The organism is Ekhidna sp. (assembly GCF_040220215.1).
GTDB lineage: Bacteria > Bacteroidota > Bacteroidia > Cytophagales > Cyclobacteriaceae > Ekhidna.
Genome location: NZ_JAVJTR010000010.1, coordinates 47,076 through 69,979, shown reverse-complemented (window position 1 = coordinate 69,979; position 22,904 = coordinate 47,076). Strand labels below are relative to the sequence as shown.

Here is a 22,904-nt window from a genome sequence, read left to right as displayed (position 1 = left end):
AAGAAAGAGCGATTTAGGATTTATTCACTTATGGTTATCTCAAATACCCTTAAAACACCTATTTTCGAGAGTTGGAGAACTAACCTAGAATGGCAACAAAACGAGAACCCACTTTATTCGAATCCTTAATCCCTATTATTTTTCTTATTCTCCTACTTGTGGTAAACGTAGGAATCTTTGGTAGCGAGGCACTTGGAGGATCTAATCAAATTGTACTGATACTTTCAGCCGGAGTGGCTGCCATAGTGGCCATCCGAATTGGGTACAAGTGGGAAGACATTCAAGATGGCGTTGTAAAAAGCATCAGTTCAGCAATGGCCTCAATACTTATTTTACTTCTCATCGGTTCACTTGCAGGAACCTGGATGCTTAGCGGTGTGGTCCCCGCCATGATCTATTACGGACTTCTGATTTTAAACCCTACCATATTTTTAGTAGCTGCATGTATTGTATGTTCCATTGTGTCGGTAGCAACCGGTAGCTCCTGGACTACCGCAGCAACGGTCGGGATTGCGCTGATTGGAATTGGTCAGGCACTTGGTATTTCTGAAGGACTAGTGGCCGGCGCTATACTTTCAGGTGCATACTTCGGCGATAAAATGTCCCCACTGTCTGATACCACTAACCTTGCCCCTGCAATGGCTGGAACGGATCTTTTCACCCATATCAGATATATGACCATTACCACCGTTCCATCAATTTTACTGTCACTTGCAATTTTCCTGGTTATAGGACTTTCCAATTCAGCTGACGGTGCGATTGAAGGCAAAGAGGCAATTCTCTCAGCCATTGATGGAGCTTTTAATATCAACGGGTGGTTATTCATTGTTCCTGTTGTTGTAGTCGTGCTAATCGTTAAAAAAATGCCAGCCCTCCCGGCGTTACTAATTGGAACCTTGCTGGGTGCGGTCTTCGCACTCATCTTTCAGCCCGATCTAGTGGCACAGGTTGCAGCTACGGCCAGCTTTGATGGAAAACTCTACGATGAATTCTTTGGTATCTCTCCAGCTACGACCAATGGATTTATTGGAACCATGCAAGCCATGTTTGGTGACATTTCATTTACAACAGGTAATGCTGTATTAGATGATCAAGGCCTATTAAGTGCATCGGGAATGGCGGGAATGCTTGGCACTATTTGGTTAATTATTTCTGCAATGATTTTTGGTGGAGTGATGGAAGGTGCTGGAATGTTGAAAAGAATTGCATCCGCGATTATATCTAAAGTAAATTCAACAGGTTCACTCGTCACATCTACAGTCGGCACCTGTATATTTTTTAATGGAACAGCATCAGATCAATACCTCGCTTTGGTTGTGCCCGGTAGAATGTATGCAGATACCTACAGAAAGAAAGGACTGGCCCCTGAGAACCTAAGCCGTACACTGGAAGATTCCGGTACTGTTACATCGGTATTGATACCCTGGAACACCTGTGGAGCTTATCATGCAAGCGTATTGGGTGTAGCCACCGGAACATATTTTATGTATTGTTTCTTCAATATCATAAGCCCTTTTATGACAATTCTGGTAGCGTATACCGGATACAAGATCAAGAAACTCAACGGAAAAGGTGAATAATCAATTCGCTGAGCATATCACCAAAGAAGACATGCGTGCGCTACCGCTGCTTGCATTCGAGGGAGAAATTCATGTGCTGGATACAGAAGAGGATTGTGTAAAAGCTGTAAACGAGCTTCGCAAATTTGATGTGCTGGGTTTTGACACAGAGAAGAAACCAACCTTCAACAAAGGTGAGTACAACCATACAGCCATGGTGCAGCTTTCCACTATGGATGATGCCTACCTATTCAGACTAAACAACATGGGGTATCCAGCTTCCCTTTTTGACTTCATGTCGGATTCGTCAATCCTCAAATTAGGAATCAGTATTGACGATGACTTAAAAGATTTAAATCGTGCACGAAAATTCAAACCGAAAAACTTCACAGATCTCAATGATGTGGTTCGTGAACTGGGGGTTAAGCACATGGGTGTGAAGAAGTTGGCAGCTGTTTTTCTGGAGTCAAGAATTTCCAAAAATCAACAGGTTTCAAACTGGGAAGCAGAGATACTCTCTCCACAGCAACAAAAGTATGCTGCTACTGACGCCTGGATTTGTCTGGCTATTTACCAAAAATTGAAAAATCAAGGATACCTAAAGGCATAGGTATATCAACTCAATATTCCACTCATCAAAAAGTATAAGTCAAAAATTGAGTTGGCCAAATACATTTGCCGCTCATGAAGAGAGTTTATTGGCTATTACATCTTTTCTTGCCTATTTTTTTACAGGCTCAGGAAGACGCATATCACATTTTTTCAACAGATCAACCTATTAAAATAGATGGTATTATTGATGAAGAAGTGTGGGGCAATGTTCAAGTTATCAAGAACTTCAAACAATATTTTCCTAGCGATTCAACTGCTGCTGAGTCGACAGTAGAAATTCGAATGACCTATGACGAAATCTATCTATACGTTAGCGCTAAAATGTATAATCTGACAGAGGATAGGGAATATGCGGTACCGTCATTACGAAGAGACTATCGAGGAAATTTCGACGGTATTACAATTGAAATTGACCCATTTCAAGATAACACCAATGCCTTTCAGTTTGGTATTAATCCATTTGGTGTTCAGCGCGAAGGTTTAATTAGCAATGGTGGGGTCCGGGGCGATGACCTGGCACTTTCATGGGACAACAAGTGGCTGGCTGAGGCAAAACAATACCCCGGATTTTGGGTCGCTGAGGCTGCTATTCCATTCAAGACATTAAGGTTTAAACCTGGAAATGACCGATGGAACATCAATTTCTACAGAATTGATACAGAACAGGGCGAGCGATCCACCTGGACGCACATCCCAAGAAACTTCCTTATTCTGTCCTTGGCCTTCATGAAAGAATTGGTTTGGGATAAACCGCTCGAGAAATCAGGCCCTAATATTTCACTAATTCCTTACGTTTCAGCAAGCACCCAGCAAAATAATGAAGCGATTGATCCTGATCGCATCAATGACTTTTCCTATGGTGGTGACGCCAAAATCGCAGTAAGTCCATCACTCAATCTTGACCTGACTTTTAATCCTGACTTTTCCCAGGTAGAATTGGATCAGCAAGTGACTGACCTGAATCGATTTGAGCTCTTTTTCCCTGAGAGAAGACAATTCTTTCTGGAAAATGCTGACCTGTTTGAAAGTTTTGGTCATCCATTCTACTCCAGACCATTTTTTTCCAGAAGAATTGGTATTGCCAGAGATGAGTCAACTGGTCAAAATATTCAAAATCAAATTTATGCTGGTGCAAGACTAAGCGGTAAATTAGATAACAATTGGCGTATTGGTATTCTCAATATGCAGGCAGCAGAAGATGAAGCAATCAACCTGCCGGGTATAAATTATACAGTTGGAGCAATCCAAAGAAAGATTTTTGGTAGATCAAATATCGGAGCAATATTCGTAAATAAACAGGCTTTTGAGAGCTATGCTGAAAATGATACAACCCCGTATGGCGGCTGGAACAGGCTGGCTGGTATAGACTATAATATAGCTTCCAGTAATGGAAGGTGGAATGGTAAAGTGATGTATCATCACTCATTTGATGAAAGTGGGACTAAACCTAAACAAGGATCTCACACAGGATTCATTGGATATTCGTCAAAAAAGTGGATAGGGAGTTGGGCGCATGTTTATGTAGGGGAAAATCATAATGCTGAAGTCGGGTTCGTCCCAAGGCCTGGTATTTTCCGTATCAATCCGGATTTCGGAAGAAACTTCTTTCCTTCCAAGGGGTTTATTAATTCTATAGAACTGAAAGTTGAAACTGAGTATATCTGGACTGTTGATGGACAAAAAACCGACCATAAATATGCAATAAATATGAATTCCGGGTTATCCAACACTGGTAGGATGAGTGCCTCAATAGAACAAAATCATACTTTCTTAATTGATCCCTTTGACCCAACACAAACGGATGGAAGGGAGCTTGAAGCAATGACCGGCTATACCTATCATAACTTTAATTTCTCATACATTTCAGACCAAAGAAAACTATTCAATTACCAAATAAATGGTTATCTGGGTGAATACTTCAATGGTAATCGACAAAGTTTGGGTGCTAACCTGGGGTACCGTTTTCAGCCAATATTGGACATCAATGTGAATGTTGTCTACAATCGAATCAGGCTCCCTGCAGATTTTAATGATGCGGATTTATGGCTTTTAGGCCCCAGGTTTGATCTTACTCTTACCAAGTCGATTTTCTTCACCAATTTCATCCAGTACAATAGTCAAATAGATAATATTAATATCAACTCAAGGTTTCAATGGCGATTTGCACCAGTTTCCGACCTTTTCATTGTTTACACAGACAATTATGGAACGGAGCAATTTTCCGATATAGGTCTAAGAAGGAAAAATCATGCTTTGATATTAAAAATGACGTATTGGATTAACTTGTAGGTAAAAACCAATACATAAACAACATGGCTAAAAGTCTGGCATCTGAAGAAACGTTTAAGCTATATTCAGATTTATTAGCTACTGTTGGACTCGAACAAAAAGGTAAAAACATGCCCTATACTTCTATGAATGGGAATATGTATTCCTTCGTTACAAAAGAAGGGTATGTAGCTATACGACTTTCCGAAGAGGACAAACAAGAGTTTATGGATAGGTACAATGCAGGGCCGGCGATCTCCTATGGTGCGACTATGAGAGGCTATGTCCATGTTCCTGACGAAGTTTTGAAAAACACCAAAGAGCTTGCTGCGTATATGCATAAGAGTCAAGAATTTGCCAAAACCCTAAAACCAAAACCGACCAAGAAAAAGTGAAGTTACTTCTACCTCTTTTGATCTTAACCCTGGCCACTGCATGTAGTAGCGATAAAAGTGGTTTTGTGGAATCAAATATCAACGAAATCAGGAAGTCATATGTGAGCGGATGGCTCGCTGGTGATAGTGAAACAGTGCTCGGACTTTTTGCAAAGGATGCAACCATCATCCCAGATGGAATGGCGCCAATTAATGGACTGGAAGCCATTGAAGACTATTGGTTTCCCAATGATAGTTCTAAAACTGTCATTCATTCCTATGAAGTGGAGTTAATTGATTTAAGAGGAACAGATTCCATGGCCTACTCCCTTGAAAAAGGAGTCTTAAATTTCACCTACGCAAAAGGTGATTTCTCAATGAGCAGGGAATCAACATCACATGCGACCACTGTATATCGGAAAGATCAAAGTGGTTCATGGAAGATTATTTCAAGAACATGGACCCAACTAAAATGATATTTAGAAAAATAGATCAAATCGACCCAAAGGAGATTCTCCCCGGATATACGGTAAGATTTGTGCACTCGGAACGTATGACCTTTGCTTATTGGGATGTGAAGAAAGGAAGTCCTCTACCGGAACATTCACATGAACATGAGCAGGTTGCTAATGTGCTGAAAGGAGAATATGAACTCACCGTGGACGGTGAAACGAAGCGATTAAAACCAGGTGATGTTGCAGTAATCCCATCCCATGTTCTTCATTCGGGAATAGCAATTACAGACTGTCAACTCATGGATGTATTTGCACCTGTTCGGGAAGATTATCTTTCTACAAGTCAATAAAAAAGCGGTCCTGTTTTTGAACCGCTTTTAATTTCAAGATATGTCTCGAATTAGTTAGATGGCCAGTTACCACTATCAGTAACATTACCTTCACTATCATAATAAGCATATGTTCCAGCTGTTCCTGTGGCATTCCATGTAGCTTCATATGTTAGCAGGCCATCCTCTTTAAGAGATAGCGAGCCAGAATGGTCCTCTTCCATATCTATAGTAAGTAGAAATTGGTTTTCTGAATCGGCAGCAGTGTAAACAATTGACCCATCTGCTGCTTCTTTCCATGTATATTTTAAATACACATCAGAATTAGAATCTTCTTCAACTTCGCCAAAGCTTCCAGCATAAATTTCCATATAACCCTCAAGTAAATCTGCTTTTGACTCTTCAGCATAAATGAATTCCTCCATTGCATTGCCATTGACGGAAACAAAAATCTGGAAGATGTATTTATCAGTTGTTTCGCATATCTGATACGCCATTGTGAAACTCTGGCCATCATCACTTGCTGTGAAAGTATAAACCAAAGCACTTCCTCCACAAGCTGAAATAGGTGTGTTCGTCTCTGTAGCTCCGGTAGGGTGCTCAAAAAGGCTCAGCCAAATGGTCATGAAATTGACTGTGGAAAGCTGAGAAGAAATTAACAATCCATTTTGATCACCAGAATTGTTTAAGTTATTGATGATTGTTTGATTGATTGGTTGTTTTGCAGATGTGAAAGGAAAAGTAACATTTTTTAGATCAATGTTTATGTCCTCATCGCCATCGTCCTTGCTACAAGAAACGCTAAATAAAAGTGAAATAACTGCTAAAAGCAGTGTGAGTTTTTTAAGGTGTTTCATACAAATTAGTTCTTTTTATATTATAAAGTAATCTTCTTAAAATCCAAAATTATAGAGATTACTGATCCTGCAAATATTTTTAAATACTTTCGGGCATGGAAGTCGACGAAATAAGGAAAAAAATCGAGGAAGAAATCAGCAAGACCACACTGCTGATACAGGAATACAAAGCTCAATCTAAGCCTGTAACTCTTGATAATTCTATCGGGCGAATCTCAAGGATGGATGCCATAAATAACAAAAGCATTACCGAATCAGCACTTAGACAAGCTGAGGGTAAACTTTCCAAACTTCATCAAGCCTTAGATAACGTTGGTAAGGTCGATTTTGGCCTGTGTATCAAGTGCAAACAACAAATACCAATTGGAAGAATATTGTTGATGCCTGAAAGTAATAAATGTGTCCACTGTGCAGTATAAAACAGCATTTTTCTGGAGTTCAGGCAAGGACTCAGCGCTTGCACTACATTATTTACTTAATGACCCTGCTTATAAAATTGAACATCTGATCACCACCATCAACAAAGATCTGAATAGAGTGACCATGCACGGAACTCCCATTGAATTATTGAAGAAACAGCTTGATTCCATAGGTCTACCCTATTCATTCATGAAGTTATCTACATCAGCAACCATTGATGAATATGAAGCAATGATGCAGTCATCAATGCACATGATCAGTAACAAGGGAATAGCCCATACGGCATTCGGAGATATATTTCTGGAAGACTTGCGTGATTATCGGATAAACCAGATGAATCGTCTTGGATTTCAACCCCTGTTTCCTATCTGGAAACGTGATACGAAAGAATTGATCCATGAATTTATAAATCATGGCTTTAAGGCAGTAATTGTTTGTGTAAACGAGGTGATGGGGCCGGACTTCCTTGGACGAGAAATCGATCATTCATTTTTGAAAGACCTACCTAAAGACATTGACCCCTGTGGTGAAAATGGTGAGTTTCACACATTTTGCTATGATGGGCCGATCTTTGGTAAACCCATTGATTTTCGATTAGGAGAAAAAGTAAAACGCTCTTACCCGAATCCGGAAGGTGATGGTGAAGTTGACTTTTGGTTCATTGATTTAATAACAATATGAAAGAAAACCAGCTTAAAGACTATCTGGAGCAGACGTGGAATATGATCCGGAGAAATGGATTTGATAATCCAAAAAATGTTCTTAAAACGAACGATCCACAAGAGATTAAAAATCTGCTCGCCAAGGATTTGCCTCAAAACCCTTCAGCTTATTCCACTCTTCTCAGGAATTTCGAACATGAGATTCTTCCAGGGCTCAACTATAACACAAGCCCAAATTTTGGTGCTTACATCACTGGCAGTGGAAACAAGATTGGTGCTGTTGCTGAATTTATAAAAGCGTTTTATAACCAGAATGGGCTAAAATGGAATAATTCACCAATTACCTCTGAGTTGGAGCAACTGGTAATCAAATGGATTGCTGAATTCTGCCTGGTTCCAAACCATAACAAAGGTGTGCTCACTTCCGGTGGTTCCATGTCCAATTTCATGTCGCTCCACTTTGCACTTGCCAAACGATTTCCTAATCGCGAAATGGAGGGGTTTTATGGAGCATCCAAATTCACCATTTACTGCTCAGACCAAACACATTCCAGTATTGATCGTGCCATGGTCTTTCTTGGATTAGGAAGAAATCAATTGCGTAAAATTCAGACAAATGCTCAGTATCAAATCGGAATTGCAGCACTTGAAAAAGCCATAAATGATGATCTTAAAATCAGCAATGTGCCACTGATGATCATTGGCAATGCCGGAACTACAAATACTGGAACAATTGATCCATTAAATCAACTAGCTAAAATTGCTAAAAAATATGATCTATGGTATCATGTAGATGGGGCCTACGGATTGCCGGCTATCAGATTACCAGAATTTTACTCTCGTTTTGAAGGGGTTGAACATGCCGATTCAATTATCATGAATCCACACAAATGGATGTATGTTCCATTTGAAGCCAGTTGTGTGCTTCTAAAAGAAATACCGGAAGCCATCCATTTTTCTCCTGATTATTTATTCACAGAAAACCCCGGTGAGAGATGGGAATCATCTAATCATACCATTGAGCTATCTAAAGAGTTTCGTGCACTAAAAGTATGGTTCACTTTGAAATATCATGGGGCTACTCAACTGACCAATTTTATAAAACATGACATTGACATGATACAATATTTGGCGGATAGGCTGGCGCCTGATTTTCACATTGATCCTAACCATGATTTATCCATCCTTTGTTTTCGCTTTAATGATTCATCCATGGAAGATGCTGAAAATGAACGCATTAATATTCATGCAATTAGAACCATTGAATCTAAGGGGAAAATATTTATAACAGGCACCAAACTTCAAGGGAAAACACACCTGAGGGTGTATTATGGAAATCCGGAAAGGACTACCAAAGATGTGGATTATATGATCAATGTGATAAAAGAAACATTTCAACATCTAGTTTCTGCATGAAGAAAGAACCAATTTTCAAATTCTCAGGTTTAGCATTTCGATGAGCAAAAATAAAAATGTCACCTTCGCCTGGGCTGTCAGAAATATCATCTGGCCAAGAAGAAAAACCATCTTAATCGGATTATTACTGATCGTTATAAGCAGACCTGCAGGATTAGTTTTACCGGTAGCTACCAAATACCTTCTGGATGATGCCGTCCCCAACAAGGATTTTGCAATGCTTAAGCTTATTGTGATTGTGATTGTGATCTCATTAGCAATTCAAGCCGTCTCTTCCTTCCTGCTCACTCGCATACTTAGCGTTGAAGCTCAGTTTTTGATCTCTGAACTCCGTGTGAAAGTGCAGAAGAAGATCCTTTCATTGCCCATCAACTTTTTCGACAATAACAAGTCCGGCTCATTGGTATCTCGCATCATGACGGATGTTGAAGGAGTAAGAAACTTGGTGGGTACAGGCCTGGTTCAACTCATTGGAGGTACGATTACTTCTGTTTTGGCCCTGATCCTCCTCATCAACATCAGCCCTTCTATGACGGTTTTTACTCTAGTACCTGTTGGGTTATTCGCTGTAATTGCATTGAAAGCATTCGGAAGGATACGACCGATTTTCCGTGAACGTGGAAAACTCAATGCTGAGGTGACAGGCAGGTTAACGGAAACATTGAATGGTGTACGAGTCATCAAAGGATTTAATGCAGAGGAATCTGAAAACAAAACATTTGAGGATGGTGCCAGACGACTCTATGAAAATGTAAAATCAAGTCTTACTGCCACAGCGGTGGTGACCAGTTCCGGTACATTTCTGATTGGATTTGCCAGCGCGGGCATCCTGGCTATGGGTGGATACTTTATGATTGAGAATGAACTGACATCCGGTGAGTTGATCTCTTTCATTTCACTTTTGGCTTTCATGATTGCCCCTATTGTACAGATGAGCAACATTGGCAGTCAGTTGACTGAAGCTTTTGCCGGGCTGGACCGCACCGAGGAAATCATGAAAATGGACCCGGAAGATATGACAGATGATCGTCCGATTATGCTGGACGAAGTGAAAGGAGATATCAAATTCATTGACGTGTCTTTTGCCTATGAAGAAGGAAAAGAGGTTTTAAGAAACATTTCCTTCCAGGCCCCTCCGGGTTCTGTGACAGCATTGGTGGGTAGCTCAGGCTCAGGTAAATCAACCACCGCAAGTCTTGCAGCGACATTTTTAAGCGCTAAGAAAGGAATCGTTTCCATTGACGGGCATGACATCACCAAAGTGAACCTTTCGAGTTATCGAAAGCACCTGGGGGTTGTGCTTCAGGATGACTTTCTCTTTGAAGGCACCATCCGTGAAAACATCCTTTTCCCGCGACCTGATGCAACTGAAGCTGAATTGCTGGATGCGGTGAAAGGTGCTTATGTCAATGAATTCACCGATCGATTTGAGGATGGACTGGATACCGTAATTGGCGAACGAGGAGTGAAACTTTCCGGTGGACAAAAACAGCGTATCTCCATTGCACGAGCATTGTTAGCTAATCCAAAAGTCATAATCCTGGATGAGGCGACTTCCAACCTGGATACCGAAAGTGAAACGTACATTCAGAAGAGTTTAGATAGCCTGATGAAAGACCGAACCACGTTTGTTATTGCCCACCGATTAAGCACTATTAAGAAAGCAGATCAGATTCTGGTCATCGAAGATGGGCAGATTGTCGAGCGTGGTACACACGATGAGCTGATTGCTAAAGAAGGACGCTACTTCGATCTATATACGTATCAAAGCAGGATTTAAATTAGCTTCTGACCTGACATAAATCAGATTTTTAAATGCATTTCCTGTCTACGTTTGAATTGTGAACAGGGAGAAAATTGCAAAACTTATCGGTGTATGCATTTTATGCGTCACTATCGTTTATGGCATTACCCTGATCATAGAATTTTTATCTAACTAAACATCAATGAGATGAAAAAGAACATGGGATCAGTGGATCGGATTATTAGAGTAATACTTGCCGCGATTATGGCATACCTCTACTTCACTAATGTAATCACAGACACATTAGGCTTAGTATTGATCATATTGGCTGGCGTATTTGTGCTTACCAGCTTTATCAGTTTCTGCCCGTTATATGCTCCGTTTGGTATTAAAACCTGTAAGACACAGAAGAGATTAATTTGAAAATTTCTCTAAGACTTCCTTTCGATATGATGATCCTATCGGAATAGTCTTGTCACCTATCCGTAGTTGATGTGCCTCTACTTTATTCACTTTTGAAGTGGCTACAGCATAGGAACGATGCGTTTGAATGAATCGCTCGTCCACTTTGGAAAGTGCATCTTTCATCGTGCACAAGACCATGATGGATTCTTTATCAGTTACGAACTTGGTGTAGTTGCCATCTGCTTCCAGATATAAAAGGGTATCCAAATCAATCCGATGAATGATTGTGCCGCTTTTGACAGAAATCACTTTTCCCTGCTTTATTGTTTGAGCAGCAGGTGCAGATTCTACACGCTTTTCAATTGTGTCAGCTTTATTCACTGCTTTCAGAAATCGACTAAAGGATATCGGCTTCATCAGGTAATCCAGCGCATCTACTGAGTAGCTTTTTACTGCGTAATCGCTGTAAGCAGTCGTGAAAATGACCTGAGGTTTGTGTGTTAGAGATTCCAACAATTCAAACCCATTCAGGCTCTGCATATTGATATCCAGAAAGATCAAATCCACCCGATTCTTTTCCAGAAAGTCAGCCGCCTGTACCGGGTCGGTAAACGTCGCAACCATTTCCAGCTTCTCCACCTTCTCGGCATGCAACTCAATGACCTTGAGCGCATGTACTTCATCATCTATGGCCACACACCTCATAATGAATTCAAAATAACTAATCTAACCCGAAATAAGTCATCGCTTTCGTTCACACTTAATGAGTGTTTATCACTGTAAATGAGGTTCAATCGCTTTTTCACGTTATCCAATCCTACCCCACTTGAAGGGATCGTTTCGGTTCGCTCAGCCTTTTGATTCTTTACTTCAAATACAAAATGACCCTCCTCAAATGCAATTCGTATCTCAATCGTGGTTTTGGCATGATTGGAAACACCATATTTAAATGCATTTTCCACAAATGGGATCAATAGCATCGGAGCAATGTGGAAATTTGAAACCGACTCAGGATGATCGAATTTGACCTTTACCTGCTTATTGAAGCGAAGCTGTTGCAGATAAATGTAATCGCTGATGTATTGAACCTCTTCCTGTAGCGCGACCTTATCCTCCCCTGTTTTATCAAAGACGTAGCGCATCATTTCAGACAATACACTGATCCCTTCTGCGGTTTTTTCATCTCCCGATTGCAGCGACATGGAATAGAGGTTGTTCAGCGCATTGAATAAAAAATGCGGATTGATTTGACTTTTCAACACATCCAGCTCGGAACGAAGCTGATGCTCACTGATCTTACTTTTGGTGCGTTCATTGGCAAACCAGTCTTTCGAAAACCGATAGGCAAAAGCCATAATCGTAACCAGCGTATGAGTGAAAACCACCATTAAAACCAGTTCTGACCAAATGTCACTATCTATAGCGCTTCCATCAGATCGATAAAAAGCAGAATCAATCAACACCTCAACCGAAGAAACAAATGCGTATAGAACGATCAGACGGATGATAAATATTCCCGTGCCCCGTTTTAATGTGACTGGGATCAAATAGAAGGTGATACCATAAAACAATACCAGGTTGAAAATCATGCCTATCAACGAAGGCCAAAGCAATGAGCCATCCCCGGAATTGAAGACACCAAACGTCAGGTCAAATGCCGGATAGTTGAGGAGCAACAATCCCAACACAATCACAATCCCATGGATCAGCCACTCAAACGGTTTGATTTCTTTCATTTCGACCCAAAAATAAACGGAATCGACTTCTGAATAGTCCTAGGTTGATCAGCGCATCATCATACTTGATGAACACATAGAAATACTACACGAACCCATTCATCAATTTCTTACCAATTCTCATCACCAAAACATGAAGGCTGGTGTATCTCATTTTATAGAGCAAGAAATTCAACCGAACCTTGGATTAAACTCATAAAAACGATGACAAAATCAATCCTATTCTTATTGCTCATTGCTTCACAGATAATACTAAAGGCACAATCTGATTTAGAAACTGTTCGCTCAGAATTTAAAGAGCGCATCACCAAAACCATGAAAAAAAGCAAAGTGGTGGGCGCCACAGTTGCTGTTGTTTCATCTGAAGGTATTCTTTGGATCGACAACTTTGGATATGAAGATGCCGAAAATGAAAAGCCCGTCACCGATGAAACCATCTTTGGGATTGGCTCAGTAACCAAAGTATTGACCTCTGCAGCTGTAATGCAACTAGCTGAGCATGATAAGCTTGACATTGACAATCCGCTAAGTCAATACCTGCCTTCTTTCCAGATGCAGGATAACAGCGGTGGAGTCACACCTAGAAATGTGATGACCCATCACTCCGGCTTACCTTCTGACATCTTCAAGGGAATGTTCAGCGAGCAACCAGAAGACTACAAATGCCTGGTCAATTATATCAACGATGAATATATGGCCGGAACACCCAATCAGATTCGTGCTTATTCCAATCCCGGCTATACCCTACTCGGGCATATGATTTCAGAAGTGAGCGGTATGGAGTATCCTGAATATATCAAGGCCAATATTCTTCACCCACTAGGAATGAATAACACCGAATTCAACGCACTTGAAAAAGCTAGTAAAACCTACAACGGAAAAGGAAAAAACCAATCAGATGTGAACCTAAGAGACGTCCCGGCCGGAGGATTGTTTACCTCAACTAAAGACCTTTCTAAATTCCTTGAGGCATTCCTGAGTCAATCTCAAGATTTATTAAAGCCCGATACCTATCAGCAAATTTTGGAGCAGCAGCACAAAGGCACTCCATTGGATTTTGGTGATCGATACGCGTTGGGGTGGAGCATGACCAGTCGTCCACATGCCGGAGATATTTACTACCATACGGGAACCACACTTTACTTCAATGCAGCGATGGCGTTCTCTCCTAAAGCGGATGTAGGTGTTATCATTTTGACCAATTCTGCCAGAGGTAGAAGTGTGTACAAAGAAGTTCACAACATCATTGATAAGGTGGCTGAAAATAAGGGACTACCGAAAGTAGAAAATGAAGCTTTAGAAGAATTAGGATCTAAAGAACGAATAAAAGTATCTCCGAACGAACTTGATCAATATACAGGCATTTACGCTGCTCCCGGTGCTTACATCGATGTTTATCGTAAAAACAAAAAGCTGTTTATGAAACTGCAAGGCTTGCGATTGGAATTGATTCCAGTGGAAAACAACCAATTCATTCCGAAAGTAATTCTCCTGCATCTCATCCCTATTAGGTTGGGGGATCAGCGAGTGATGTTTGAGGAAGTGGACGGCTACCCGCTCATGACCAGCCTGGAAGAAGGTAATCCTAAAGAGCTTATTGCCGCTCGATTTGAAAAGCAAGAAATACCGGAAGCATGGAAATCAAGAACAGGAGACTATGAAATCATCAATCCCCTACCAGGAGAAATTCCATTCTTTGGTGACTTCAGCATTGCTGAAAAAGATGATTTATTGGTCTTCTCATTCAAAACCACAGAAGATGGCCAGAACATCGAAATGGTGATGGATTTCATAAGTGATGACCGAGCGAAAGTAGCCGGACTGGGACGATACGGAGGACAATCCATCATCTATAAGGATGGTACAATCAAAGCATTTGGAAACGAACTAAAGATCAATGAATAAGCTAAAACAACTCAGTAACAAAGGATGGCAGTTTGTAGGACTTACCATCGTCCTGTCTACTATCCCCTACTTCTTCATCATTTCTGATGGAGATGCCGGTTCCAACTGGACACTCCTCTTGATGTGGATGCCCGGATTAGCCGCTATCATCCTACGCTTAGTACATAAAGAAGGACTTTTTAGCAACCTGGTGTGGAATCCCTTGAAAGGATGGAAATGGATTCTACTAGCCGCATTCATTCCATTTACGATCGAGATACTGACGATTATACTCAGTGTGCTGACAGGAGCAGCTCAGTTGCGTGAAGGATTTATCAGCATGGAAGATGGTAAGGTAGCTTTGAAGGGTATGGCGATGCTATTAGGCGCATCTGCACAGCCGTGGTACGTATTCATTCCCAATTTCATCCTTTCCTATTTTGTGGGCATGCTTTTATACAGCCTGTTCATTGCATTAGGCGAAGAGTTTGGCTGGAGAGGATACCTGCAGAAAGAATGGGCATCCACCAACTCATTATTTGGATTCGTGATGATCGGTGTAATCTGGGGTTGGTGGCACCTGCCAGGTATTCTGTTGGGGCATAATTATCCTGATTATCCGATACTTGGAGGAATCGTGCTGATGCCGATGGTAACCATCTTATTCTCGATTGCTTTCGGTGTGGCTTTCAATAAGCAACGAGTAATATGGGTGCCGGTGATCTTCCATGGAGCCGTCAATATCAGCGCAGAGATTTCCAATGTTGGATTAGTAGAAGAAACCATGAACCGGCCATTGAACGATGTGATATGGACCGGACTTTGGGTAGTCGCTACATTAGTAGTTTGGGTTAAAAGGAGGTGACGGAGGTCACCTCTTTGTTTTTATTTCGAAGCGATTACATGTTTAAAGGATAGATTCTTCACTCCGCTGCGCTCCGTTCAGAATGACAAGTTCCATAAAATAAAAGAGTGCGTGTCATCCTGCCATGCCTTCGGTCAAGCCTCTGGCGGCCAGTGGAGCCTGTCGAAGGGTGTGGGTTGTGGGTTGGTTTATTTTAATGTCGTCTTCGATAAACTCAGACTGACAATAGCATGTGTCACCCTGAGCCTGTCGAACGGTTACTCATTCCTGATACTCTGGGTAGGGTCAGAAATGGCAGCACCATACGTCTTAAAAGCTACTGTGATCAAAGCGATGAAAAATGTCGCTATACCGCCCAACACAAATACGTACCAATGCTCCATGACTTCAATCCTGTAAGCGTATCCACCAAGCCATTGCTGAATAAAATACCAAGCCACAGGTATGGCAATGATGAAGGCTATCATAACCAATAGAACAAATTCTTTGGATATCAGGCTTATGATTTGATTGGCCGTAGCACCTAAAACCTTCCGTATACCTAACTCTTTTTGACGCTGTTGAGCAGCGTAAGCCGCCAAACCAAAAATTCCTAAACATGCCAAGAAGATGGATAGTCCAGAAAAAGCACTAAAAACTCTTGCCTGCTGTTCTTCCTTCTCATACAAATCCTTCAAACTATCATCTAGGAATTGATAGGCCATCGGGTATCCCGGAGCTATTTCTGAGAATGTATTATCAATGAAAAGTAGAGCTTCCTTCATGTTGGTCATGTTAATTTTCACAGCCATTTTGCGATGATACCTTCCAGTAATAATTGCCAAAGGCTCAATTTCATTTTTGAGCGTGAGAAAATGATAGTCCTTTGCAACACCTAACACAGGTGCATTTTCAACATCCCATCCAGGCATTGTAACCTTCCTACCTATCACTTCATCTGGCAATAAGCCTAACTCTAAAACTGCACGCTCATTTAAGATGATGACATTTTCTTCATCTGTGCTTATCTCATTCGAAAAGTTTCTACCAGCCACTATGTCTACCCCCATGACATTAAAAAAATCTGGATCTGTAAATAATGTTCGCATACGATGCGATTCTGGCACCCCTGTTACAAGGAAGCTTGACGCATCATGAAATCCTCCCGGTTCACCAGATACTTTAGTGACTCCCAGAATGTTTGTGTTTGCTTTAAGTCGGTCTTCAAATTGTTCCCGATTACTGCGTATATCTGAATTGTTTAAGTCTACTAAAACGATAGCTTCTCTATCAAATCCGAGTTCCTTGTTGTTGAGGTAATTGGTTTGAACAGAAATTAGCATTGATGCGACAATCAAAAATATTGAGATAGCAAATTGAGTAATAACCAAAGCCTTTCGTAAACCGACATTTTTTCCTGAAGCAAGTTTGCTCCCTTTTAATATCGTTACTGACTTAAAAGATGAAAGCAAAACGGCAGGATATACACCAGAGCTCAATAAAATTACAAGAACAAGTAATCCAAGAAATACGATGATATTGCCGTCCATCCAATTCAAAGTGACATCTAAACCAAAGAATGAATTGAAGGTGGGTGTTAGCAAGTGACAGACTCCTACTGATATTAAGATAGATATTAAAAGAATCATTAATGATTCGCTAAGGAACTGTGTAATCAGTCGCCACTTCGAGCCGCCTAGTACTTTTCGCACTCCTACTTCTTTAGCTCGCATAAATGATTGTGCGATTGAAAGATTGACATAATTGAAACAGGCAATGAAAAGGATAGCAATTGCAACAGCTCCAAGAGTTAAAATGGAAGAGAAACTGCCATGTTTTGAAAAGTCATAACGCGTTTCATTATTAAAATAAATTTCGCTAAGTGGTTCTAGTTCCAGACCAATACGATTGCCGGATTCCTCAAAGTCCTTGCCCATGTACTTGTACATAAAATCATCAAGATTCTCTTCAAGATTTTCAGCCATTTCTGGAGTTGGAACTTTAACATACGTATTAAGGCTATTATTCCACCACCTATTAAACCATTCAATTGAATTTAATACGTCAATAGATATTGCGAGAGGAAAATCCAGATGACTGTTGCCAGGTAATTCATCAAATACACCTGTAACAATAAATTCGTATTCATTATCGATGGTAATTAGTTGTCCGATGGGATCCGCATCACCAAAATACTTTTTTGCCATCTCTGCAGACAATACAGCTGAATTTCCGGTTTCAAAGGCTGTATTTCTATCACCTGATTTCAATGGAAAAGAAAAGAAATCAAAGAAATTTTGATCAACAAATGCGATGTTATATTCATTAAATCTTTTTTCCCCTACTGACACTAAAGCCTCATCCGAAAGGACTCTGGTAGTTTCTGAAATAAAACCCGGGTAATCATTGATAAGAGCTTCTGCATAGGGTGCGGAGGTCACTCCGATTCTATAAGGAGTGCCATTCATTTCTGATACCCTTAAGGTTCTATAAATTTGATCACCATCTTTATGAAATCCATCAGTAGTCACCTCTGAATAGATATAGAAGTATAGAAATATGGTAGCCACCAAGCCAATCGTAAACCCAAACAAACTGATTAAAGAAGAGGATTTATGTTGATAAAGATTACGGAATGTCAATATTGGATTGAAAATAAACATAGATCCGGCGTTTGAGTTTTTGAATGATTTGAGTGTAGATGGTCGCATGTAGTTCAATACCTGATACCAATATTTTAGTCCTTTGAAATTCGATTGGCTATGGGTGACATAGTATTCATGCAGGTTACCTTCCAGTTCTTCAACCAGCTCTTGTTTGCACAGCCATCGAACCAGTTTCAATGATAGTCTTGGTGGTAGATCCTTAGGCATGACTGAACTTTAAGTCTACAGCAGGTACCTGATTCCACAAACTGACCCGCATTTCCTTCACTTCATTGAGCACAGCTTTACCGTCTGCCGTCAGTTCATAAATACGTTTTCTTCTGCCCCCTCTTTCATTGGTGGTTCCACCCATCTCTGATTTTAAGAAATCCTTTTGCTCAAGCCGAGCAAGCGTGGTGTGCAGTGCTCCCATCGAGACAGAGCGATTTACCTGATTTTTAATCTCATCCTTGATTCGAAGCATGTAAGCCTCTTCTTGTAGGATCAGAACCACTAATAAAAGTAGCTCTTCAAATTCGCCTAGATTGGTTCCCTTCATATCTATTAGTTTCTATTTTGCAGACTAATATACGGAAGGAGGTTTTATTTGTTTCGACAAAATAGAAAGAAATAGCGAGATCTAGGATTTATATGCAAAAACCGTCTCTTCTATTGCTTTGACAATAAATCTGATTTCTTCAACTGTCATCGTAGGATGAATGGAAAGCCTGACCCAGCCCGGTTTTTGAGAGACATCTCCCTGATCAATTAAGTCTGTGATACGCTTGGATTCTTCTTTACTTATATCAAGTAAGAAGTGTCCATAAGTACCGGCACACGAACAGCCTCCCCTTACCTGGATACCATAATGATCATTGAGGTATTGAACCACATCGTTATAATGAATGCCCTCTATGTAAAAAGAAACAATACCAAGTCGCTCCCGAACATGATCAGCTTGTACGACCAGCTCAGACATATCATCTAAACCTTCCCAAAGGATCTCCATGAGCTCTTTTTCACGCTGCAACATCAATTCTGATCCCATTTGCTCCTTAAGCTTTATCGCCTCTGCCGCTCGGATGGTTTGTAGGATGGCTGGTGTCCCACCGTCTTCTCTCGCTTCAATGTCTGCTACATATTTTCGTCCGCCCCATGGATTGGTCCAATCAACCGTACCACCTCCACTCACGTCAGGGACGGCATTATTGATCAGTTTCTTATTGACAATTAAGATACCTGAAGCACCCGGACCACCTAAAAACTTGTGAGGTGAAAACATAATGGCATCCAAATATGACGCTTCATCAGGATGCATATCCATATCAACATACGGAGCGGAACAAGCAAAATCGACAAAGCAAAAGCCACCTACTGAATGCATCAGCCTAGCAATTTCGTGATAAGGCGTTTCGATCCCTGTCACATTGGAACAGGCTGTGATAGAAGCAATTCTTAATCTTCCAGAATACTTTCCAATGGCTTCTTTGAAATTATCAACTGATACAAATCCGCATTCATCTGGGGGAACCACGATCACCTCACAAATCGTCTCCAACCAGCTGGTATGGTTCGAATGGTGTTCCATGTGGGTAATGAAAACGACAGGACGTTCCTCTGTTACAGATTGCGTTATCCATTGATTTGAATCAGGTATTCTTAATCCAAGAATTCTTTGCAGCTTGTTTATGACGTCTGTCATTCCGGACCCAGATGAGATCAGTACATCATCATCATTGGCATTGACATGACGTTTGATTTGCTCTCGGGCCGATAAATACTGGTCGGTAATGAATGAACCCACATAATTCGTCTCTGTATGCGTATTGCCAATGAATGGCAGTACCTCATCTTGAATGCTATTCTCAATTGGCTTATAGCATCGGCCACTGGCTGTCCAGTCGGCATACAGCATTTTTACGACCTTTTCATTCGTCTCGATGTATTGGTTTTGACCAATGATCCCTTCTCGAAAAGTATCGAAATGCGATTCAAGTGAGGTTTTTGTAGTGGTATCTGGTGAATCTGTGATCAACATCCTTTTCGAATTAACCCTCCGGAACGTCGCACTTTGGGCCAGGAGGCGCTAGATAAGTCTTGCTCATAATACTCCATCAAATCAGGATCATTTTCGAAATCCGAAAAGCCACCATAGAATTGACACAAGTCGTGAATTTGATTTACCAGCTTCTTGTTCTTAATCTCATTGCCAAACGGAAGTTTTGGATATAGTACCCGATCAAACCAGTCGTGCACCCCTCCATAAACTATGACAGTTCGACTTCTTATTGAATCAGGAAGCTCATTCCAAAGTCTCCGGGTTAACAAATCATCGCCGGAATAAACGACCAGCTGCTCGTCGATCGACGCAGGATTAAATTCAGCTAATGGAATATTTGTTGCCGTCGGAATGTGAAATTCCTCGAATGCCTCCTCATCTCTCAGATCAACGATACGCATCTTTTCGCGATTCTTAATTTTCTCAGCCAGTTCAACCACTCCAATGAATTGAGGTTGCCTGTTCACCTTATTGAGTCCGTCCGGAAAAGCCAATGCCATCACCAGGCCTGCCAGAACTATTCCAAACCCAATCAAGGCCAGGCGTTTATTGATAGATATATCATTCATTTGATTGCATTTTTTGATTCGATCCATTCTGAAGCCCAAAAGCCTGCAAATGCTGTGAGTACCAGGATAAACACCATCAGTCCGCTGGGTAAGCTGAAGTACTCTGGAAATGTGATCTGCCCCATACTTCCGGCCGTATAAAAACCCTCGATCCATGGGTATACTTCACCGAAGACAAGGATTCCCAACAACAGTCCAACCACATTCATAATCCCGTCGAGGCTTCCGGTTGCCGATGCAACACATGAGGTTCCGGGACAATAACCACCCACGATAAAGCCCACACCGAAAACCAATCCTCCGATTATTTGGGGCCAAACGTAGGTGGGTGTTAAATAGATCATATCTGCATGTAGCAAGCCAAACCAGTTCAGCCAGAATACTCCAACCATGGCGGTAATAATGGCTGTAAACATCATCTTAAAGACGGTCATGTCTTTCAGGTAAAACTGGGCAGAGAGTTTCTTGGCACTGCCAAGGCCTGCGCGCTCCAGGAAGAAACCAAAAGCAATACCAATGAATAAAGCAAAAGCTAAGCTTGCTTCTTCACCTATCCATCCAAAGTCATAAAATGGTCCATTCATATCCACAATCGTTTTACAAATCCAGCCATCGCATAAGCTCCGGCAAACAAAGCAATCATAAAGAGCCAGCTACCAACATTCATCATCGCACCTCCGGTCAGTGCCTGACCACTGGTGCAGCCTCTTGCAAGCTTCGTCCCAAAAGCCATGATAATTCCACCAACAAAAGCGAATAGAAACCTTCGATTGTTTGTTATTAAAGGCCCTTTTTCAATTTTGATTTTGTTTCGACCGGCCAGTCTGCCTGAGATAAACCCTCCGATTAAAACACCCAATACCTCAAAAACCAGCCAGTCTTTCAATGGGTGAACAGTACCATCCCCCAAATAGCCCATGTAGAAGGTGTTCGCTTTCGCATGAGATTTCGAGACGGTCTGTACACCGGTGGCTACTACAGAAGTCATGGCTCCTGAGGCTCCTATCCCTCTGCCCATCACAAGAAATGTGGCAAGCAATACAAGTCCAAGCCCAATTCCACAGATGTATGGATTCCAGTAAGGTTTGGGATTATAAATCTGTTCTTTCATTAGTCCAATTCAATTGGTAAATCTTCGTTAGGTCCCCACTCATGGAATGAGCCGTCATACATTCGCACATCTTCGTACCCCAACAATTTAGCTGCCGTGTAAACCACCGTAAGCTGCATCCCAATGTGGCAGTAAAGAACCAGTGGCTCGTCTTTGTTTAGTCCTTGTGCTTTGAAAATGTTTCCTAGCTCTTCGATAGATTTGAATGTGTATGCACCTATATCAGAAGGTTCGTATAAGCTTGTGTATGGGATATTTTTGGCTGTGGGAATTCTGCCCAGCCGTGCGCCATGGGTCGGCTCAATACCTTTGTAGTAAACCTCTGATCGGCAATCAACAATGGTGTTGTCTTCATTTTCAATACTTGCAAGCATGTAGTCCTCATCTGCAAGTAGAGATTTATTAGGTTTGATTTTGAAATTTCCTTTTTCAGGAGTAACCACTTCGGTGCTTATCTCTCTTCCTCCATTTTTCCAGGCAACTATGCCTCCATCCAGAATATAAGTTTTTTGTCCATGCCCCAGGTAATCCAGTGTGAAGTACAATCTGGTAACCAATGGAATCCAGTTTGCTGGCGTATAAATGACGATATCCGTTTCATTACTTACACCATTTTTCTCGAGAAGTGACTGAAGATCTTCATTGGTCGGCAGGTCAAAAACAATGCTTCTATCCTCTGTTCCAATCGTGTAGTCATCTGAGCTCATATAAATCGCTCCCGGAATGTGTTCTTCCTTAAAGTCCTTCTCCCTTCCGATGTGAAATATGACAAGGTTGTCCTTTTGCATTCGTTTCTCCAGCCACTCCGGCCCAACTAAAATGGAAGAGTTTTGAGCGACTCCCAAGCCGGGAAGGAGCACTAGAAATAAGATGAGTATTTTGAATTTTTGCATAATGATTGTGATTTTTCATGCAGTTTACAAAACACCCAGATATCATTGCGTTAAGTCCTCGT

The 22,904-nt window shown here is 41.2% G+C and carries 23 protein-coding genes; 13 read left to right on the top strand and 10 right to left on the bottom strand.

The window, feature by feature from the left end; translation table 11 throughout:
• The first annotated feature begins 89 nt into the window (after positions 1-89).
• From nhaC to RIC88_RS03380, 6 genes are all read left to right on the top strand, one after another.
• Positions 90-1,580 carry a Na+/H+ antiporter NhaC gene (nhaC, locus tag RIC88_RS03405; protein WP_350216066.1) on the top strand — a complete coding sequence of 497 codons (1,491 nt, stop codon included), beginning with the start codon at positions 90-92 and terminating at the stop codon, positions 1,578-1,580.
• Positions 1,573-2,169 carry a 3'-5' exonuclease gene (locus RIC88_RS03400; RefSeq protein WP_350216065.1) on the top strand — a complete coding sequence of 199 codons (597 nt, stop codon included), beginning with the start codon at positions 1,573-1,575 and terminating at the stop codon, positions 2,167-2,169. The genes nhaC and RIC88_RS03400 overlap by 8 nt, the downstream gene beginning before the upstream one ends.
• Before the next feature lie 74 nt (positions 2,170-2,243).
• Positions 2,244-4,460 carry a DUF5916 domain-containing protein gene (locus RIC88_RS03395; protein WP_350216064.1) on the top strand — a complete coding sequence of 739 codons (2,217 nt, stop codon included), beginning with the start codon at positions 2,244-2,246 and terminating at the stop codon, positions 4,458-4,460.
• A gap of 23 nt (positions 4,461-4,483) precedes the next feature.
• A complete protein-coding gene (locus RIC88_RS03390; protein ID WP_350216063.1) occupies positions 4,484-4,834 on the top strand; it encodes a hypothetical protein in 351 nt (116 codons plus the stop codon).
• Positions 4,831-5,289 carry a YybH family protein gene (locus tag RIC88_RS03385; RefSeq protein WP_350216062.1) on the top strand — a complete coding sequence of 153 codons (459 nt, stop codon included), beginning with the start codon at positions 4,831-4,833 and terminating at the stop codon, positions 5,287-5,289. Before RIC88_RS03390 ends, RIC88_RS03385 begins: the two co-directional genes overlap by 4 nt.
• A complete protein-coding gene (locus RIC88_RS03380) occupies positions 5,286-5,618 on the top strand; it encodes a cupin domain-containing protein (protein WP_350216061.1) in 333 nt (110 codons plus the stop codon). Before RIC88_RS03385 ends, RIC88_RS03380 begins: the two co-directional genes overlap by 4 nt.
• A 50-nt stretch (positions 5,619-5,668) precedes the next feature.
• Here RIC88_RS03380 and RIC88_RS03375 read toward each other — a convergent pair whose 3' ends face one another.
• Positions 5,669-6,454 carry a hypothetical protein gene (locus tag RIC88_RS03375; protein WP_350216060.1) on the bottom strand — a complete coding sequence of 262 codons (786 nt, stop codon included), beginning with the start codon at positions 6,452-6,454 and terminating at the stop codon, positions 5,669-5,671.
• Between the two features lie 95 nt (positions 6,455-6,549).
• Between RIC88_RS03375 and RIC88_RS03370 the strand changes: the two genes are divergently transcribed.
• The 5 genes from RIC88_RS03370 to RIC88_RS03350 all read left to right on the top strand — a co-directional run bounded on the left by RIC88_RS03370 (position 6,550) and on the right by RIC88_RS03350 (position 11,119).
• Positions 6,550-6,873 (top strand): TraR/DksA C4-type zinc finger protein, encoded by a 324-nt coding sequence (locus RIC88_RS03370; protein WP_350216059.1) that lies wholly within the window; start codon positions 6,550-6,552, stop codon positions 6,871-6,873.
• A complete protein-coding gene (locus RIC88_RS03365; protein WP_350216058.1) occupies positions 6,863-7,555 on the top strand; it encodes a Dph6-related ATP pyrophosphatase in 693 nt (230 codons plus the stop codon). The genes RIC88_RS03370 and RIC88_RS03365 overlap by 11 nt, the downstream gene beginning before the upstream one ends.
• A complete protein-coding gene (locus RIC88_RS03360; RefSeq protein WP_350216057.1) occupies positions 7,552-8,952 on the top strand; it encodes a pyridoxal phosphate-dependent decarboxylase family protein in 1,401 nt (466 codons plus the stop codon). The genes RIC88_RS03365 and RIC88_RS03360 overlap by 4 nt, the downstream gene beginning before the upstream one ends.
• 40 nt (positions 8,953-8,992) lie before the next feature.
• Positions 8,993-10,732, top strand: a complete 1,740-nt coding sequence (locus RIC88_RS03355; protein WP_350216056.1) for an ABC transporter ATP-binding protein — start codon at positions 8,993-8,995, stop codon at positions 10,730-10,732.
• Between the two features lie 171 nt (positions 10,733-10,903).
• Complete coding sequence (locus RIC88_RS03350) at positions 10,904-11,119, top strand: YgaP family membrane protein (protein WP_350216055.1); 216 nt, start codon at positions 10,904-10,906, stop codon at positions 11,117-11,119.
• Here RIC88_RS03350 and RIC88_RS03345 read toward each other — a convergent pair.
• Both RIC88_RS03345 and RIC88_RS03340 read right to left on the bottom strand, forming a co-directional pair.
• Positions 11,111-11,797, bottom strand: a complete 687-nt coding sequence (locus RIC88_RS03345) for a LytR/AlgR family response regulator transcription factor (RefSeq protein WP_350216054.1) — start codon at positions 11,795-11,797, stop codon at positions 11,111-11,113. The two genes, RIC88_RS03350 and RIC88_RS03345, sit on opposite strands and share 9 nt — an antisense overlap.
• A gap of 5 nt (positions 11,798-11,802) precedes the next feature.
• Complete coding sequence (locus RIC88_RS03340; protein WP_350216053.1) at positions 11,803-12,837, bottom strand: sensor histidine kinase; 1,035 nt, start codon at positions 12,835-12,837, stop codon at positions 11,803-11,805.
• 204 nt (positions 12,838-13,041) lie between these two features.
• Between RIC88_RS03340 and RIC88_RS03335 the strand changes: the two genes are divergently transcribed.
• Both RIC88_RS03335 and RIC88_RS03330 read left to right on the top strand, forming a co-directional pair.
• A complete protein-coding gene (locus RIC88_RS03335) occupies positions 13,042-14,742 on the top strand; it encodes a serine hydrolase domain-containing protein (protein ID WP_350216052.1) in 1,701 nt (566 codons plus the stop codon).
• Positions 14,735-15,586 carry a CPBP family intramembrane glutamic endopeptidase gene (locus RIC88_RS03330; protein ID WP_350216051.1) on the top strand — a complete coding sequence of 284 codons (852 nt, stop codon included), beginning with the start codon at positions 14,735-14,737 and terminating at the stop codon, positions 15,584-15,586. Before RIC88_RS03335 ends, RIC88_RS03330 begins: the two co-directional genes overlap by 8 nt.
• A gap of 257 nt (positions 15,587-15,843) precedes the next feature.
• Here the strand turns inward: RIC88_RS03330 and RIC88_RS03325 are convergent, their stop codons facing one another.
• The 7 genes from RIC88_RS03325 to RIC88_RS03295 form a co-directional block, all read right to left on the bottom strand.
• Positions 15,844-18,438 (bottom strand): ABC transporter permease, encoded by a 2,595-nt coding sequence (locus RIC88_RS03325; protein WP_350216050.1) that lies wholly within the window; start codon positions 18,436-18,438, stop codon positions 15,844-15,846.
• Positions 18,431-18,769 (bottom strand): PadR family transcriptional regulator, encoded by a 339-nt coding sequence (locus tag RIC88_RS03320; RefSeq protein WP_350216049.1) that lies wholly within the window; start codon positions 18,767-18,769, stop codon positions 18,431-18,433. The genes RIC88_RS03325 and RIC88_RS03320 overlap by 8 nt, the downstream gene beginning before the upstream one ends.
• 81 nt (positions 18,770-18,850) lie before the next feature.
• Positions 18,851-20,248 carry an aminotransferase class V-fold PLP-dependent enzyme gene (locus tag RIC88_RS03315; protein WP_350216048.1) on the bottom strand — a complete coding sequence of 466 codons (1,398 nt, stop codon included), beginning with the start codon at positions 20,246-20,248 and terminating at the stop codon, positions 18,851-18,853.
• On the bottom strand, positions 20,242-20,838 hold the full coding sequence (locus RIC88_RS03310; RefSeq protein ID WP_350216047.1) for a rhodanese-like domain-containing protein: 597 nt from the start codon (positions 20,836-20,838) through the stop codon (positions 20,242-20,244). Before RIC88_RS03310 ends, RIC88_RS03315 begins: the two co-directional genes overlap by 7 nt.
• The gene (locus RIC88_RS03305; protein ID WP_350216046.1) at positions 20,835-21,422 is read right to left on the bottom strand and encodes a YeeE/YedE thiosulfate transporter family protein; all 588 of its coding nucleotides are present in this window, start codon (positions 21,420-21,422) and stop codon (positions 20,835-20,837) included. Before RIC88_RS03305 ends, RIC88_RS03310 begins: the two co-directional genes overlap by 4 nt.
• Positions 21,419-21,949 (bottom strand): YeeE/YedE thiosulfate transporter family protein, encoded by a 531-nt coding sequence (locus RIC88_RS03300; RefSeq protein ID WP_350216045.1) that lies wholly within the window; start codon positions 21,947-21,949, stop codon positions 21,419-21,421. The genes RIC88_RS03305 and RIC88_RS03300 overlap by 4 nt, the downstream gene beginning before the upstream one ends.
• Entirely contained in the window at positions 21,949-22,842 is an 894-nt protein-coding gene (locus tag RIC88_RS03295; protein WP_350216044.1) for a sulfurtransferase, read from the bottom strand. Before RIC88_RS03295 ends, RIC88_RS03300 begins: the two co-directional genes overlap by 1 nt.
• Positions 22,843-22,904 lie beyond the last annotated feature (62 nt).